The sequence below is a fragment of the Enterobacter sp. DN genome, from assembly GCF_046054285.1.
Classification (GTDB): domain Bacteria; phylum Pseudomonadota; class Gammaproteobacteria; order Enterobacterales; family Enterobacteriaceae; genus Enterobacter; species Enterobacter hormaechei_C.
Window position 1 is genome coordinate 46,383 of the sequence record NZ_JBJJTG010000009.1, and the last position, 14,338, is coordinate 60,720.

Consider the following 14,338-nt stretch of genomic DNA (forward strand, 5'->3'; position numbering starts at 1 on the left):
CTATGAAATTTACCGTTGAACGTGAACATTTATTAAAACCGCTGCAACAGGTGAGTGGCCCATTAGGCGGCCGCCCTACGCTGCCTATTCTTGGAAACCTGCTGCTTCAGGTCGCGGACGGTACGCTGTCGCTGACCGGCACAGATCTGGAAATGGAAATGATCGCGCGCGTTACGCTGACTCAGCCGCACGACGCGGGCGCGACCACGGTTCCGGCACGTAAATTCTTTGATATTTGCCGTGGGCTGCCGGAAGGCGCTGAAATCGCCGTGCAGCTGGAGGGCGACCGCATGCTGGTGCGCTCTGGCCGTAGCCGTTTCTCCCTCTCCACGCTGCCCGCTGCGGACTTCCCGAACCTGGATGACTGGCAGAGCGAAGTTGAATTTACCCTGCCGCAGGTGACGATGAAGCGTCTGATTGAAGCCACGCAGTTCTCCATGGCGCATCAGGACGTTCGTTACTACTTAAACGGCATGCTGTTCGAAACCGAAGGTGAAGAGCTGCGTACCGTGGCTACCGACGGTCACCGTCTGGCGGTTTGTTCCATGCCGATTGGCGATTCACTGCCAAACCATTCGGTGATCGTACCGCGTAAAGGCGTAATTGAACTGATGCGTATGCTCGACGGCGGTGAAACGCCGCTGCGCGTGCAGATCGGCAGCAACAATATTCGTGCCCACGTGGGCGATTTTGTCTTCACATCGAAGCTGGTAGACGGTCGTTTCCCGGATTATCGCCGCGTATTGCCGAAGAACCCGGATAAAACGCTGGAGGCGGGTTGCGACATCCTCAAGCAGGCGTTCGCGCGTGCCGCTATTCTCTCCAACGAGAAATTCCGCGGCGTACGTCTGTACGTGAGTGAAAACCAGATCAAAATCACCGCCAACAACCCGGAGCAGGAAGAGGCAGAAGAGATTCTGGACGTCACCTACGCCGGGGCTGAGATGGAAATCGGCTTCAACGTCAGCTATGTGCTGGATGTGCTGAATGCACTGAAATGCGAGAACGTTCGCATCCTGCTGACTGACTCCGTTTCGAGCGTACAGATTGAAGATGCCGCATCACAGTCGGCTGCTTATGTTGTCATGCCAATGAGACTGTAATGTCGCTCACCCGTCTGTTGATCCGCGACTTTCGCAATATCGAAAGCGCGGATCTCGCTTTATCCCCTGGCTTTAACTTCCTGGTTGGCGCGAACGGCAGCGGCAAAACCAGCGTGCTGGAAGCCATCTATACGCTCGGCCATGGCCGGGCGTTTCGCAGTTTGCAGATTGGTCGCGTGATTCGCCACGAGCAGGAATCTTTTGTTCTGCACGGGCGTTTGCAGGGCGCAGAGCGGGAAACCGCCATCGGCCTGACCAAAGACAAGCAGGGCGACAGCAAGGTGCGTATCGACGGCACCGATGGCCACAAAGTGGCGGAGCTGGCGCTGCTGATGCCGATGCAGCTGATTACGCCCGAGGGGTTTACTTTACTCAACGGCGGCCCCAAATACAGAAGAGCGTTCCTCGACTGGGGATGCTTTCACAATGAAGCCGGTTTCTTTAACGCCTGGAGCAACCTGAAGCGTCTGCTTAAACAGCGTAACGCCGCATTGCGCCAGGTCACGCGCTACGCTCAGCTGCGTCCGTGGGACATGGAACTCATCCCTCTTGCGGAACAAATCAGCCGCTGGCGTGCCGAATACAGCGCAGGTATCGCCGAAGACATGGCCGACACCTGCAAACAGTTTTTACCCGAGTTCTCTCTCACCTTCTCTTTTCAGCGTGGCTGGGAAAAAGAGACGGATTATGCCGAGGTGTTAGAGAGAAGCTTCGAGCGCGATCGCATGTTGACCTACACCGCGCACGGCCCGCACAAGGCGGATTTCCGCATTCGTGCCGACGGTGCGCCGGTGGAAGACACGCTGTCGCGCGGGCAGCTGAAGCTCCTGATGTGCGCGCTGCGCCTGGCGCAGGGGGAGTTCCTCACTCGAGAGAGCGGGCGACGCTGCCTGTACTTGATAGATGATTTTGCCTCGGAACTTGACGACGCGCGGCGCGGGCTGCTTGCCAGCCGCTTAAAAGCCACGCAGTCGCAGGTTTTCGTCAGCGCCATTAGCGCTGAACACGTTATAGACATGTCGGACGAAAATTCGAAGATGTTTACCGTGGAAAAGGGTAAAATAACGGATTAACCCAAGTTGAAATGAGCGAGAAACGTTGATGTCGAATTCTTATGACTCCTCCAGTATCAAAGTCCTGAAAGGGCTGGATGCGGTGCGTAAGCGCCCGGGTATGTATATCGGCGACACGGATGACGGCACCGGTCTGCACCACATGGTATTCGAGGTGGTAGATAACGCTATCGACGAAGCGCTCGCGGGTCACTGTAAAGACATCGTGGTCACGATCCATGCGGACAACTCCGTGTCCGTTACCGATGACGGTCGTGGTATCCCAACCGGTATTCACCCGGAAGAGGGCGTATCTGCTGCGGAAGTCATCATGACCGTTCTGCACGCAGGCGGTAAGTTCGATGATAACTCCTATAAAGTTTCCGGCGGTCTGCACGGCGTAGGCGTCTCCGTGGTTAACGCCCTGTCGCAGAAGCTGGAGCTGGTTATCCAGCGCGAAGGCAAAATTCACCGTCAGATCTATCAGCACGGCGTGCCTGACGCTCCGCTGGCCGTCACGGGTGATACCGATAAAACCGGTACCATGGTGCGTTTCTGGCCGAGCCTCGAAACCTTCACCAACGTCACCGAATTCGAGTACGACATTCTGGCGAAACGCCTGCGTGAACTGTCGTTCCTGAACTCCGGCGTGTCGATTCGTCTGCGCGACAAACGCGACAACAAAGAAGACCACTTCCATTACGAAGGTGGTATCAAGGCGTTCGTTGAGTATCTGAACAAGAACAAAACGCCAATTCACCCGAATATCTTCTACTTCTCTACTGAAAAAGACGGTATCGGCGTGGAAGTGGCCTTGCAGTGGAACGACGGTTTCCAGGAAAACATCTACTGCTTCACCAACAACATTCCACAACGCGATGGCGGTACGCACCTGGCGGGCTTCCGCGCGGCGATGACCCGAACCCTGAACGCCTACATGGACAAAGAAGGCTACAGCAAAAAAGCGAAAGTCAGCGCCACCGGTGACGATGCCCGTGAAGGCCTGATTGCCGTGGTCTCCGTGAAGGTGCCGGATCCGAAGTTCTCCTCACAGACCAAAGACAAGCTGGTCTCTTCTGAGGTGAAATCGGCGGTTGAACAGCAGATGAACGAACTGCTGAGCGAATACCTGCTGGAAAACCCGTCCGACGCGAAAATCGTGGTGGGTAAAATTATCGATGCGGCGCGTGCCCGTGAAGCGGCGCGTAAAGCGCGTGAAATGACCCGTCGTAAAGGCGCGCTGGACCTGGCAGGCCTGCCGGGCAAACTGGCTGACTGTCAGGAACGCGACCCGGCGCTGTCTGAACTGTACCTTGTGGAAGGGGACTCCGCGGGCGGTTCTGCGAAGCAGGGCCGTAACCGCAAGAACCAGGCGATTCTGCCGCTGAAGGGTAAAATCCTTAACGTTGAGAAAGCGCGCTTCGACAAGATGCTCTCTTCTCAGGAAGTGGCGACGCTCATCACCGCGCTCGGCTGCGGCATTGGTCGCGACGAGTACAACCCGGACAAACTGCGCTATCACAGCATCATCATCATGACCGATGCGGACGTCGACGGCTCGCACATTCGTACGCTGCTGTTGACCTTCTTCTATCGTCAGATGCCGGAAATCGTTGAGCGCGGCCACGTCTACATTGCCCAGCCGCCGCTGTACAAAGTGAAGAAAGGCAAGCAGGAACAGTACATTAAAGATGACGACGCGATGGATCAGTACCAAATCGCGATCGCCCTTGATGGTGCGACCCTGCACGCAAACTCCAGCGCGCCAGCGCTGGCCGGTGAGCCGCTGGAGCGTCTGGTCTCCGAGTTCAACGCCACGCAGAAAATGATTGGCCGTATGGAGCGTCGCTATCCGAAAGCGCTGCTGAAAGAGCTGATTTACCAGCCGACCCTGACCGAAGCCGATCTGAGCAACGAGCAGACCGTCACCCGCTGGGTGAACACCCTGGTGAGCGAGCTGAACGAGAAAGAGCAGCACGGCAGCCAGTGGAAGTTCGACGTCCAGCAGAACGCTGAGCAGCAGTTCGAGCCGATCGTCCGCGTGCGTACCCACGGCGTCGATACCGACTACCCGCTGGAGCACGAATTTGTGACCGGTCCGGAATACCGCCGTATCTGCACCCTCGGCGAGAAGCTGCGCGGTCTGATCGAAGACGATGCGTTTATCGAACGTGGCGAACGTCGTCAGCCGGTAGCCAGCTTCGAACAGGCGCTGGAGTGGCTGGTAAAAGAGTCCCGTCGTGGTCTCTCTATTCAGCGTTATAAAGGCCTGGGCGAAATGAACCCGGATCAGCTGTGGGAAACCACCATGGATCCGGAAAGCCGTCGCATGTTGCGCGTCACCGTTAAAGACGCAATCGCAGCGGATCAGCTGTTCACGACCCTGATGGGCGATGCGGTTGAACCACGTCGCGCCTTCATCGAAGAGAACGCCCTGAAGGCGGCGAATATCGATATTTAATATCGTGACACTGCGATAAAAGCCGCGCTTTAGCGCGGCTTTTTTATGGGCGCAGGAAGCTCCAGCGACATCACTGCCGGTAAACGTTTGACCAGCATATCTATGGCAATTCTTACCCTTAGCGGCAGGTGTGGCGTCTGCTGCCAGACGGCATGAACGTCGAAGCGTACATCCGGGGCCTGATCTAAGAGCGGGACAAGGTTCCCCTGCTGAATTTCTTTGATGACCATCCAGCAGGGTAACCATGCAAGGCCGTGGCCGGCCAGCGCCGCGTCGCAGATCGCCTGCAAATCATCCATATTGAGCGATGAGCGGGGAATAAACGTGCGCGACGTGCCATCGTAATCCATCAGCTGCCAGGGTAGGACTCTGCCCGCACGCGTGTAGTTAATGGCCGTATGCTGGCGTAAATCATCAACGCTTTGCGGCTGGCCATTCTTAAGCAGATAATCCGGCGCGGCACACAGAATCATCCGGTGCTCCCCCAGCCTTCTGGCGACCAGCACGCTGCTGTCAGCCAGAGCGCCATTGCGCACCGCCATATCAAACCCTTCTTCCACGAGATCCACGACGCGGTCGCTGAAGGACATTTCAAGCTCAAGCCCGGGATGCTCCTGCGCCAGCTCTATTAGCAGCGGGGCGATACACTGGCGACCAAACAGCACCGGCACGGCAACACGCAGCCGACCGCTGACCTGATGTTTTCCGGTTTCAAGCTGCGATTCAGCGCCACGGATCTCCTCCAGCGCGCGCAGGCAGCGTTCATAAAAAAGCGCGCCGTTATCGGTCAGCCTCTGACTGCGGGTGGTCCGATGAAACAGACGAACCCCCAGCCTCTCTTCAAGACGAGCAATGCTTTTTCCTACCGCCGAGCGCGACAAATGCAGACGGACGGCGGCCTGGGCAAAACTTCCTGCCTCAACGGAGGCAACGAAAATGGGGATATCTTTCAGCGTATCGGTCATGGACGGATTGTGTCAATTTGGTCATCAATGAAGGGAAAACTTATCGCCACTGGCGACGCTGAGTCAACGGTAGACTGTCAGAACTTAAAATCATCTGATGACAGGAGAAAAAAATGACTGAAACAATGCAACGCTGGTCAATGGATGCCCTTGGTCGTGAAAGCCTCAGGCTCGTTCAGGAGCCTGTTCCACAGCCAGGCCCGGGTGAGGTTCGCGTAAGGGTTAATGCCGTTGCGCTCAACTACCGGGATAAAATGGTGATTGAAGGCACGATGCCGATTCCGCTTTCCTTCCCGTTTACCCCAGCATCTGACATGGCAGGCGTGGTGGACAGCATCGGCGAAGGCGTTACGCGTTTCAAGCCCGGCGCACGCGTCATCTCAACCTTCTTCCCGGAATGGATCGACGGCAAGCCGCAGGCAGACGCGCGCGATTTGCCCTATAAAACGTCCGGTGGATACTTCCAGGGCATGCTGGCCGAATATGTGATTGTGAGTGAAAACGCGCTGGTGGCGTCCCCGGAAAGCCTGGATGACGCTGAGGCCAGCACGCTTCCTTGCGCGGGGCTTACCGCATGGTTCGCGCTGGTGGAGCGCGGTCATTTACGCGCCGGGCAATCGGTGCTGGTACAGGGCACGGGCGGCGTGGCGCTCTTTGCTTTGCAAATCGCAAAAGCGCACGGCGCAGAGGTGTTTGTCACTTCGGGAAGCAATGAAAAACTGGCGCAGGCCAAAAAACTGGGGGCCAGCCAGGGCATCAACCGACTGAAAGGCGACTGGGCTGAAAATACGCTGGCACTGACGCAGGATCGCGGCATCGACCATATTATCGAAACGGTGGGTGGGGAGAACCTGAGACATTCCCTGCGCGCCGTTGCCGTTCATGGGCGGATATCGGTCATTGGCGTGCTGGCCGGGACAGAAATTTCTCTGCCTGCAAGCGAGCTGTTGCTGAAATCTCCCGTCATTCAGGGGATTGGGGTTGGACATCGCCGGGCGCTGGAAGATTTTGTCCGTGCTGTTGATATCACGGAGTTAAAACCGGTGATTGAGCATCGCTACCGCTTTGACGAGCTGGAAAAGGCGCTTGAACATCTGGATCGCGGTGCGTTTGGCAAAATCGTTCTCACCCGCGAGTGAGTTCCCGTTCCCGGGATAAACGTAAAAGGGGCTTTTTGTTGCGCAAGGTAGCTCTATTTTTGTGTGCTTAATCGCGTTAGCATGAAGTAGCACTCATTTATCCCGGGGACCCCATGGCCATCAAACTCATTGCAATCGATATGGACGGCACGCTGCTGCTGCCAGACCACACTATCTCTCCTGCCGTTAAAAATGCGATCGCCGCCGCACGCGAAAAAGGCGTGAACGTGGTGCTCACCACCGGACGCCCGTATGCCGGGGTGCACAGTTACCTGAAAGAGCTGCACATGAACCAGCCTGGCGATTACTGCATCACCTATAACGGCGCGCTGGTGCAAAAGGCAGCCGATGGCAGCACGGTGGCGCAAACTGCACTGAGCTATGATGACTACCGTTTCCTGGAAAAACTCTCCCGCGACGTGGGCTCTCACTTCCACGCGCTCGATCGCAATACGCTTTACACCGCCAACCGCGATATCAGCTACTACACGGTGCACGAGTCCTACGTGGCAACCATTCCACTGGTGTTCTGCGAAGCGGAAAACATGGACCCGGCAACCCAGTTCCTGAAAGTAATGATGATCGACGAACCCGCGATCCTCGACAAAGCCATTTCACGCATTCCGGCTGAGGTAAAAGAGAAATACACCGTGCTGAAAAGTGCGCCGTACTTCCTCGAAATCCTCGATAAACGCGTCAATAAAGGCACGGGCGTCAAATCGCTTGCCGATGCGCTGGGCATCAAGCCTGAGGAGATCATGGCGCTGGGCGACCAGGAAAACGATATTGCGATGATCGAATATGCGGGCATGGGCGTGGCGATGGATAACGCCATCCCGTCGGTAAAAGAAGTGGCGAACTTCGTGACTAAATCTAACCTGGAAGACGGCGTTGCCTGGGCGATCGAGAAATTCGTTCTGTCGTAACAAGTGCTTTGAAAGATTAGCCCCGGTTATTAACCGGGGCTTTTTTTGGCCCTGAATTTATCAAATTGTTCTTTTTGTGATCTTGATTGTAGTACAACATTAACTGATTGTACTACATTGTCACCACAGCAAAGACGAAAGGCCTCACGTTTGTACTGCAAAAGTGAGGCGAAATTCAGCGGTCGCGGTAAAGTAGTGATGGACTTACAGAGCACAAGGACTCTCCATGACACTCAATAAAACCGATCGCATTGTCATCACGCTGGGCACTCAGATTGTGGGTGGCAAATACGTTCCCGGTTCGCCGCTGCCAGCAGAGGCGGAACTGTGCGAGGAGTTTGAAACCTCGCGCAACATCATTCGGGAAGTGTTCCGCTCGCTGATGGCGAAGCGGCTGATTGAAATGAAGCGCTATCGCGGCGCGTTTGTGGCGCCGCGTAACCAGTGGAACTACCTCGATACCGATGTTCTGCAATGGGTGCTGGAAAACGACTACGACCCACGGCTCATCGGCGCGATGAGCGAAGTCCGAAATCTGGTGGAACCGGCCATCGCCCGCTGGGCGGCAGAGCGCGCAACGTCAGGTGACCTGGCACAGATTGAGTCGGCTTTAAACGACATGATCGCCAATAACCAGAATCGGGAGGCGTTCAACGAAGCGGACATTCGTTACCACGAAGCGGTATTGCAGTCGGTGCATAACCCGGTTTTACAGCAGCTTAGCGTGGCGATCAGCTCACTACAGCGAGCAGTATTTGAACGTACCTGGATGGGCGATGAGGCCAACATGCCGAAAACGCTTCAGGAACATAAAGCGCTGTTCGATGCGATACGGCATCAGGACGGCGATGCGGCAGAGCAGGCGGCGCTGACCATGATCGCCAGCTCGACACGAAGGCTGAAGGAAATCACATGACATCACGCTACATCGCAATTGACTGGGGATCGACCAATCTGCGCGCCTGGCTCTACCAGGGTGAGCAGTGCCTGGAAAGCAGGCAATCAGAAGCAGGTGTGACGCGCCTGAACGGTAAATCCCCCGCAGCGGTGTTAGCAGAAGTGACACAAAACTGGCGCGACGGTACTACGCCAGTGGTGATGGCCGGAATGGTCGGCAGTAACGTGGGGTGGAAGGTCGCGCCTTACCTGTCAGTTCCGGTGCATTTCACCGCCGTTGGCGAGCAGTTAACGTCCGTTGGCGACAATGTCTGGATTATTCCCGGTTTATGCGTCTCTCGCGACGATAACCATAATGTGATGCGCGGCGAAGAGACGCAGCTGCTCGGGGCGCGCACCCTTTCTCCTTCTTCTGTCTACGTCATGCCCGGGACGCACTGCAAATGGGTCCAGGCGGATGCTGAGCAAATTCATGATTTCCGCACCGTGATGACCGGCGAACTGCACCACTTGCTGCTTAAGCATTCGCTGGTGGGGGCCGGTTTGCCGGAGCAGACCCCTTCGCCGGAAGCGTTTGCCGCCGGGCTTGAGCGCGGGATCGCATCCCTTGCCGTTTTGCCGCAACTTTTTGAGGTTCGCGCCTCGCACGTGCTGGGAAATCTTCCGCGCGAACAGGTCAGCGAATTTCTGTCCGGCCTGCTGATTGGCGCAGAAGTCGCCACTCTGAGCGACGCGTTCGCCGGGCAGCAGGCCATCACGCTCGTCGCGGGTTCATCGCTGACGTCTCGTTACCGCCAGGCGTTCCACGCTATCGGACGGGATGTTGCTGCGGTGGAAGGCGACACGGCATTTCAGGCAGGCATAAGGAGCATCGCTCATGCAGTGGCAAACTGAACTTCCCCTGATCGCGATTTTGCGCGGTATCACGCCCGGTGAGGCCTTAGCGCACGTTGGCGCGGTGATCGACGCCGGGTTCGACGCGGTGGAAATCCCGCTCAACTCCCCGGAGTGGGAAAAAAGCATTCCGGCAATTGTGAAGGCGTTTGGTGATAAGGCGCTGATTGGCGCTGGCACCGTATTACAGCCGGAGCAGGTGGATGAACTGGCGAAGATGGGCTGCAAGCTTATCGTCACACCGAATATCAACCCCGAGGTGATCCGCCGGGCGGTGGATTACGGCATGACCGTCTGCCCGGGTTGCGCCACGGCCACAGAAGCCTTTGCCGCCCTCGATGCGGGCGCACAGTCTCTCAAAATTTTCCCGTCGTCGGCCTTTGGTCCGGATTACATCAAAGCGCTGAAAGCGGTCTTACCCGCCAGCGTGCCGGTCTTTGCCGTGGGCGGCGTCACGCCGGAAAACCTGGGCCAGTGGATGAGCGCGGGCTGTGTGGGCGCGGGGCTGGGCAGCGATCTCTATCGTGCCGGTCAGCCCGTTGAGCGTACCGCACAGCAGGCGGCAGCATTTGTGAAAGCGTATCGAGAGGCAGTGCAATGAAAATAACCAAACTTACCACGTACCGTTTACCCCCGCGTTGGATGTTCCTGAAAATCGAAACCGACGAAGGCGTGGTTGGCTGGGGCGAGCCGGTGATTGAAGGCCGTGCGCGCACCGTTGAAGCCGCGGTGCACGAGCTGGGCGAATATCTGATTGGCCAGGATCCGGCACGCATCAACGACCTGTGGCAGGTGATGTACCGCGCGGGCTTCTACCGCGGGGGGCCGATTCTGATGAGCGCCATCGCCGGTATTGATCAGGCGCTGTGGGATATCAAAGGCAAAGTGCTGAATGCCCCGGTCTGGCAATTAATGGGCGGCCTGGTGCGCGACAAAATCAAAGCCTACAGCTGGGTGGGCGGTGACCGCCCTGCGGAAGTGATCGACGGTATCCGGCAACTGCGCAACATCGGTTTTGACACCTTCAAACTCAACGGCTGCGAAGAGATGGGCGTTATCGACAACTCGCGCGCGGTAGACCGGGCGGTGAACACTGTGGCGCAAATCCGCGAGGCTTTCGGCAACGAGATTGAGTTTGGTCTGGATTTCCACGGCCGCGTCAGTGCGCCAATGGCTAAAGTGCTGATTAAAGAGCTGGAACCGTATCGCCCGCTGTTTATCGAAGAGCCGGTGCTGGCCGAGCAGGCGGAATACTATCCGAAACTGGCTGAACAGACGCACATTCCCATCGCGGCGGGGGAACGCATGTTCTCGCGCTTCGAGTTTAAACGCGTGCTGGAAGCGGGCGGCATTGCGATCCTGCAACCGGACCTCTCCCACGCGGGCGGCATCACCGAATGCTACAAAATTGCCGGAATGGCAGAAGCCTACGATGTGGCGCTGGCGCCGCACTGTCCGCTTGGGCCGATTGCGCTGGCGGCCTGCCTGCACGTCGACTTCGTCTCCCGCAATGCGGTGTTCCAGGAACAAAGCATGGGCATTCACTATAACAAGGGCGCGGAGCTGCTCGACTTTGTGAAAAACAAAGAAGACTTCAGCATGGAAGGTGGTTTCTTTAAACCGTTAACGAAGCCGGGCCTTGGCGTGGAGATCGACGAAGCCAAAGTCATTGAGCTGAGTAAAAGTGCGCCGGACTGGCGTAACCCACTGTGGCGTCATGAAGACGGTTCCGTAGCCGAGTGGTAAATCGCCGGATGGCGCTACGCTTATCCGGCCTACTCTCTCGTAGGCCCGGTAAGCGAAGCGCCACCGGGCAAAAAAAACGTACATAGAAAAAATATAACCCTCTGTAAATTACAGGGCATGGTGAGCGGCTTCGCTATGCCCAAAATCTGGAGACAGATTGCGATGGATATTCCAGTTACTGCTGCAAAAACCGGGCGTCGTCGTTACCTGACGCTGATCATGATCTTTATTACCGTGGTCATCTGTTATGTCGACCGCGCCAACCTTGCCGTGGCATCGGCCCATATTCAGGAAGAGTTTGGCATCACCAAAGCGGAAATGGGCTACGTCTTCTCGGCGTTTGCCTGGCTGTATACGCTCTGTCAGATCCCCGGTGGCTGGTTCCTTGACCGCGTGGGGTCACGTCTGACCTACTTTATCGCTATTTTTGGCTGGTCCGTCGCGACCCTGTTCCAGGGCTTCGCGACCGGGCTGATGTCGCTGATTGGCCTGCGCGCCATCACCGGGGTGTTTGAAGCGCCGGCGTTTCCGACCAACAACCGCATGGTGACCAGCTGGTTCCCTGAACACGAACGCGCTTCCGCTGTTGGTTTTTACACCTCCGGGCAGTTTGTTGGTCTGGCGTTTCTGACGCCGCTGTTAATCTGGATCCAGGAGCTGCTGAGCTGGCACTGGGTGTTTATCGTCACCGGCGGGATCGGCATTATCTGGTCGCTCATCTGGTTTAAGGTTTATCAGCCGCCGCGCCTGACCAAAAGCATCACCAAAGCCGAACTGGACTACATCCGCGACGGCGGTGGCCTGGTGGATGGCGATGCGCCCGTGAAAAAAGAGGCGCGCCAGCCGCTGACCAGAGCGGACTGGAAGCTGGTCTTCCACCGTAAGCTGGTGGGCGTGTATCTGGGACAGTTCGCGGTGACCTCCACGCTGTGGTTCTTCCTCACCTGGTTCCCGAACTATCTGACCCAGGAAAAAGGTATTACCGCGCTGAAGGCAGGCTTTATGACCACCGTACCCTTCCTTGCGGCGTTTTTCGGCGTCCTGCTCTCGGGCTGGCTGGCGGATAAGCTGGTGAAAAAAGGTTTCTCGCTGGGCGTTGCGCGTAAAACGCCGATTATCTGCGGACTGCTGATCTCTACCTGCATCATGGGAGCGAACTACACCAACGATCCGGTGTGGATCATGACCCTGATGGCGGTAGCGTTCTTCGGAAACGGTTTTGCCTCCATCACCTGGTCGCTGGTGTCGTCCCTGGCGCCGATGCGTCTGATCGGCCTGACTGGTGGTGTGTTTAACTTCGTTGGCGGCCTGGGCGGGATCACCGTACCGCTGGTCATCGGTTACCTGGCGCAGGACTACGGCTTTGGTCCGGCTCTGGTGTATATCTCTGCCGTGGCGCTGATCGGGGCGCTCTCCTACATCCTGCTGGTCGGCGACGTTAAACGAGTAGGCTAATCCCTTCGGATGTTTTACCCTGATGCGATAACCGCGCATCAGGGTATTTTCATGAAACAAATCACCTTCGCTTCCCGCAACCACCAGCTCACCAACATCAACACCTGGACGCCAGACAGCCAGTGGCTTGTCTATGATGTCCGCCCGTCCGGCGCGTCGTTTACCGGTGAAACCATTGAGCGGGTCAATGTTAGTACGGGCGAGGTTGAGGCGATCTACCGTGCGACTGACGGCGCGCATGTCGGCGTGGTAACCGTTCATCCGGCGCAGGAAAAATATGTTTTTATCCACGGCCCGAAAAACCCGGATGCAGACTGGCAGTATGATTTTCACCATCGTCAGGGGGTGATTGCGCACAATGGTCAGGCGAGCAATCTTGATGCGATGGATATCACCGCGCCTTACACCGCAGGCGCGCTGCGTGGCGGCAGCCACGTCCACGTTTTTAGCCCGAACGGGCAGTTCGTCAGCTTTACCTACAACGACCATGTGCTGCACGCGCGCGATCCGCAGCTGGACTTGCGTAACGTCGGGGTGGCGGCACCTTTTGGTCCGGTAAACCCACAGGGGAACCATCCGCGGGAATATGCCGGCACCTTCTGGAGCGTACTGGTAAGCCGGACAACGCCGAACCCGAAACCGGGCAGCGATGAGGTAAACCGCGCCTACGAAGAGGGCTGGGTGGGCAACGACAGGCTGGCGTTTATCGGCGATACGGTGTCTGCGAAAGGCGAGAAAGTGCCCGAACTGTTTATTGTGGACCTCCCCAAAGACGAGCAGGGCTGGAAACGGGCGGGCGATGCGCCGTTGCAGGGAACGCCTGATACAATGCCCGCGCCGCCTGCGGGCGTAACGCAACGTCGCTTAACCTTCACCCATCAGAAGGCGTATCCGGGGCTGGTGAACGTGCCGCGCCACTGGGTGCGCAGCAATCCGCAGGGGACGCAGATTGCGTTTTTAATGCGGGACGATAACGGCGTTGTGCAGCTGTGGCTTATCTCCCCTGAGGGCGGCGAGCCGCGTCAGCTAACCCACAATGAGCGTGATATTCAGTCGGCCTTTAACTGGCATCCTTCCGGCAACGGGCTGGGATTTGTGCTTGCAGGCCGCATTGCCTGCTGCGATGCGCAGACCGGAGAGGTGACGTTTTTGACGTCCGATCACGGCAATCCGCCGTCTGCTGACGCTGTGGTGTTTTCCCCGGACGGACGATTTATTACATGGATGGAAGAGAAGGACGGTTTCCGCCAGCTGTGGCTAACGGAAACCGCACAGAATTAGCGTGGAGGCATCTCTGCGGGCGGGATGACGGAATTGGTCGCCAGCTTTTCCTGCTCGCTTTTCTCAACGCGCGAACGCACTGAGCTGTCGGTGCGGAACATATCCCACGGCAGCAGAAGCGTATCGGCAACCGCCGTAAACGGCATATCAAGAATCGCCAGAGATTTGGTACCCCAGTTTGTCTCATCATCAGAGATCATTGCGGCACTGGCGCGCGTCCCCGGATATGTTCCTTCTTTACCGCCGGTGTGCGACATCACGCTCGAACACCCGCAAAGTAAAACAACCCCGCTGAACGACGCCAGCTTAATCAGAACATTTCTCATCATCACTCAGTCATCTTTAGTAGCACGGCATTGACCTGCAACTCAGGGTTATAGCGAGGCGCGTCCAAAATGGATAGCTCAAAACTCCCGCAC

Annotated in this window: 13 protein-coding genes; 11 read left to right on the plus strand and 2 right to left on the minus strand. The window is 57.1% G+C overall.

The features are described 5' to 3' along the window. Positions 1 to 2: 2 nt before the first annotated feature. Genes dnaN through gyrB form a run of 3 tightly spaced genes read left to right on the plus strand, consistent with a single transcriptional unit; the run spans position 3 to position 4,616 of the window. On the plus strand, positions 3 to 1,103 hold the full coding sequence (gene dnaN / locus ACJTMZ_RS18500) for a DNA polymerase III subunit beta (RefSeq protein ID WP_032672186.1): 1,101 nt from the start codon (positions 3 to 5) through the stop codon (positions 1,101 to 1,103). Next, a complete protein-coding gene (gene recF / locus ACJTMZ_RS18505; RefSeq protein ID WP_000060091.1) occupies positions 1,103 to 2,176 on the plus strand; it encodes a DNA replication/repair protein RecF in 1,074 nt (357 codons plus the stop codon). The genes dnaN and recF overlap by 1 nt, the downstream gene beginning before the upstream one ends. Before the next feature lie 28 nt (positions 2,177 to 2,204). Continuing rightward, a complete protein-coding gene (gyrB, locus tag ACJTMZ_RS18510) occupies positions 2,205 to 4,616 on the plus strand; it encodes a DNA topoisomerase (ATP-hydrolyzing) subunit B (protein WP_006808766.1) in 2,412 nt (803 codons plus the stop codon). A 29-nt stretch (positions 4,617 to 4,645) separates the two neighbouring features. Here gyrB and ACJTMZ_RS18515 read toward each other — a convergent pair whose 3' ends face one another. Next, positions 4,646 to 5,581 carry a LysR substrate-binding domain-containing protein gene (locus ACJTMZ_RS18515; RefSeq protein ID WP_252011087.1) on the minus strand — a complete coding sequence of 312 codons (936 nt, stop codon included), beginning with the start codon at positions 5,579 to 5,581 and terminating at the stop codon, positions 4,646 to 4,648. 113 nt (positions 5,582 to 5,694) lie between these two features. On the opposite strand from ACJTMZ_RS18515, the gene ACJTMZ_RS18520 reads away from it, so the two are divergent. The 8 genes from ACJTMZ_RS18520 to ACJTMZ_RS18555 all read left to right on the plus strand — a co-directional run bounded on the left by ACJTMZ_RS18520 (position 5,695) and on the right by ACJTMZ_RS18555 (position 13,919). Further along, positions 5,695 to 6,720, plus strand: a complete 1,026-nt coding sequence (locus ACJTMZ_RS18520; protein ID WP_252011085.1) for a zinc-binding dehydrogenase — start codon at positions 5,695 to 5,697, stop codon at positions 6,718 to 6,720. A gap of 113 nt (positions 6,721 to 6,833) precedes the next feature. Continuing rightward, positions 6,834 to 7,646: a sugar-phosphatase gene (gene yidA / locus ACJTMZ_RS18525; protein WP_017383697.1), complete on the plus strand. Its 813-nt coding sequence runs from the start codon at positions 6,834 to 6,836 to the stop codon at positions 7,644 to 7,646. Positions 7,647 to 7,872: 226 nt separating this feature from the next. Beyond that, positions 7,873 to 8,562, plus strand: a complete 690-nt coding sequence (dgoR, locus tag ACJTMZ_RS18530) for a D-galactonate utilization transcriptional regulator DgoR (RefSeq protein WP_003861109.1) — start codon at positions 7,873 to 7,875, stop codon at positions 8,560 to 8,562. Next, complete coding sequence (locus tag ACJTMZ_RS18535) at positions 8,559 to 9,437, plus strand: 2-dehydro-3-deoxygalactonokinase (RefSeq protein ID WP_023295662.1); 879 nt, start codon at positions 8,559 to 8,561, stop codon at positions 9,435 to 9,437. Before dgoR ends, ACJTMZ_RS18535 begins: the two co-directional genes overlap by 4 nt. After that, positions 9,421 to 10,038 (plus strand): 2-dehydro-3-deoxy-6-phosphogalactonate aldolase, encoded by a 618-nt coding sequence (locus ACJTMZ_RS18540; protein ID WP_023295663.1) that lies wholly within the window; start codon positions 9,421 to 9,423, stop codon positions 10,036 to 10,038. The genes ACJTMZ_RS18535 and ACJTMZ_RS18540 overlap by 17 nt, the downstream gene beginning before the upstream one ends. Beyond that, positions 10,035 to 11,183, plus strand: a complete 1,149-nt coding sequence (gene dgoD, locus ACJTMZ_RS18545) for a galactonate dehydratase (protein ID WP_003861103.1) — start codon at positions 10,035 to 10,037, stop codon at positions 11,181 to 11,183. The genes ACJTMZ_RS18540 and dgoD overlap by 4 nt, the downstream gene beginning before the upstream one ends. Before the next feature lie 117 nt (positions 11,184 to 11,300). After that, on the plus strand, positions 11,301 to 12,638 hold the full coding sequence (locus ACJTMZ_RS18550) for an MFS transporter (protein ID WP_015570129.1): 1,338 nt from the start codon (positions 11,301 to 11,303) through the stop codon (positions 12,636 to 12,638). 51 nt (positions 12,639 to 12,689) lie between these two features. Beyond that, a complete protein-coding gene (locus ACJTMZ_RS18555; RefSeq protein ID WP_252011083.1) occupies positions 12,690 to 13,919 on the plus strand; it encodes a DUF3748 domain-containing protein in 1,230 nt (409 codons plus the stop codon). Here the strand turns inward: ACJTMZ_RS18555 and ACJTMZ_RS18560 are convergent. Beyond that, positions 13,916 to 14,248: a YceK/YidQ family lipoprotein gene (locus ACJTMZ_RS18560; protein ID WP_017383693.1), complete on the minus strand. Its 333-nt coding sequence runs from the start codon at positions 14,246 to 14,248 to the stop codon at positions 13,916 to 13,918. The two genes, ACJTMZ_RS18555 and ACJTMZ_RS18560, sit on opposite strands and share 4 nt — an antisense overlap. Between the last annotated feature and the right edge of the window lie 90 nt (positions 14,249 to 14,338).

Bases quoted from the DNA above. Each gene is read 5' to 3' on its own strand.
- dnaN (WP_032672186.1), top strand. From the start codon at position 3: ATGAAATTTACCGTTGAACGTGAACATTTATTAAAACCGCTGCAACAG.
- ACJTMZ_RS18540 (WP_023295663.1), top strand. From the start codon at position 9,421: ATGCAGTGGCAAACTGAACTTCCCCTGATCGCGATTTTGCGCGGTATC.
- recF (WP_000060091.1), top strand. From the start codon at position 1,103: ATGTCGCTCACCCGTCTGTTGATCCGCGACTTTCGCAATATCGAAAGC.
- ACJTMZ_RS18520 (WP_252011085.1), top strand. From the start codon at position 5,695: ATGACTGAAACAATGCAACGCTGGTCAATGGATGCCCTTGGTCGTGAA.
- yidA (WP_017383697.1), top strand. From the start codon at position 6,834: ATGGCCATCAAACTCATTGCAATCGATATGGACGGCACGCTGCTGCTG.
- ACJTMZ_RS18555 (WP_252011083.1), top strand. From the start codon at position 12,690: ATGAAACAAATCACCTTCGCTTCCCGCAACCACCAGCTCACCAACATC.
- ACJTMZ_RS18535 (WP_023295662.1), top strand. From the start codon at position 8,559: ATGACATCACGCTACATCGCAATTGACTGGGGATCGACCAATCTGCGC.
- dgoD (WP_003861103.1), top strand. From the start codon at position 10,035: ATGAAAATAACCAAACTTACCACGTACCGTTTACCCCCGCGTTGGATG.
- gyrB (WP_006808766.1), top strand. From the start codon at position 2,205: ATGTCGAATTCTTATGACTCCTCCAGTATCAAAGTCCTGAAAGGGCTG.
- ACJTMZ_RS18515 (WP_252011087.1), bottom strand. From the start codon at position 5,581: ATGACCGATACGCTGAAAGATATCCCCATTTTCGTTGCCTCCGTTGAG.
- dgoR (WP_003861109.1), top strand. From the start codon at position 7,873: ATGACACTCAATAAAACCGATCGCATTGTCATCACGCTGGGCACTCAG.
- ACJTMZ_RS18550 (WP_015570129.1), top strand. From the start codon at position 11,301: ATGGTGAGCGGCTTCGCTATGCCCAAAATCTGGAGACAGATTGCGATG.
- ACJTMZ_RS18560 (WP_017383693.1), bottom strand. From the start codon at position 14,248: ATGATGAGAAATGTTCTGATTAAGCTGGCGTCGTTCAGCGGGGTTGTT.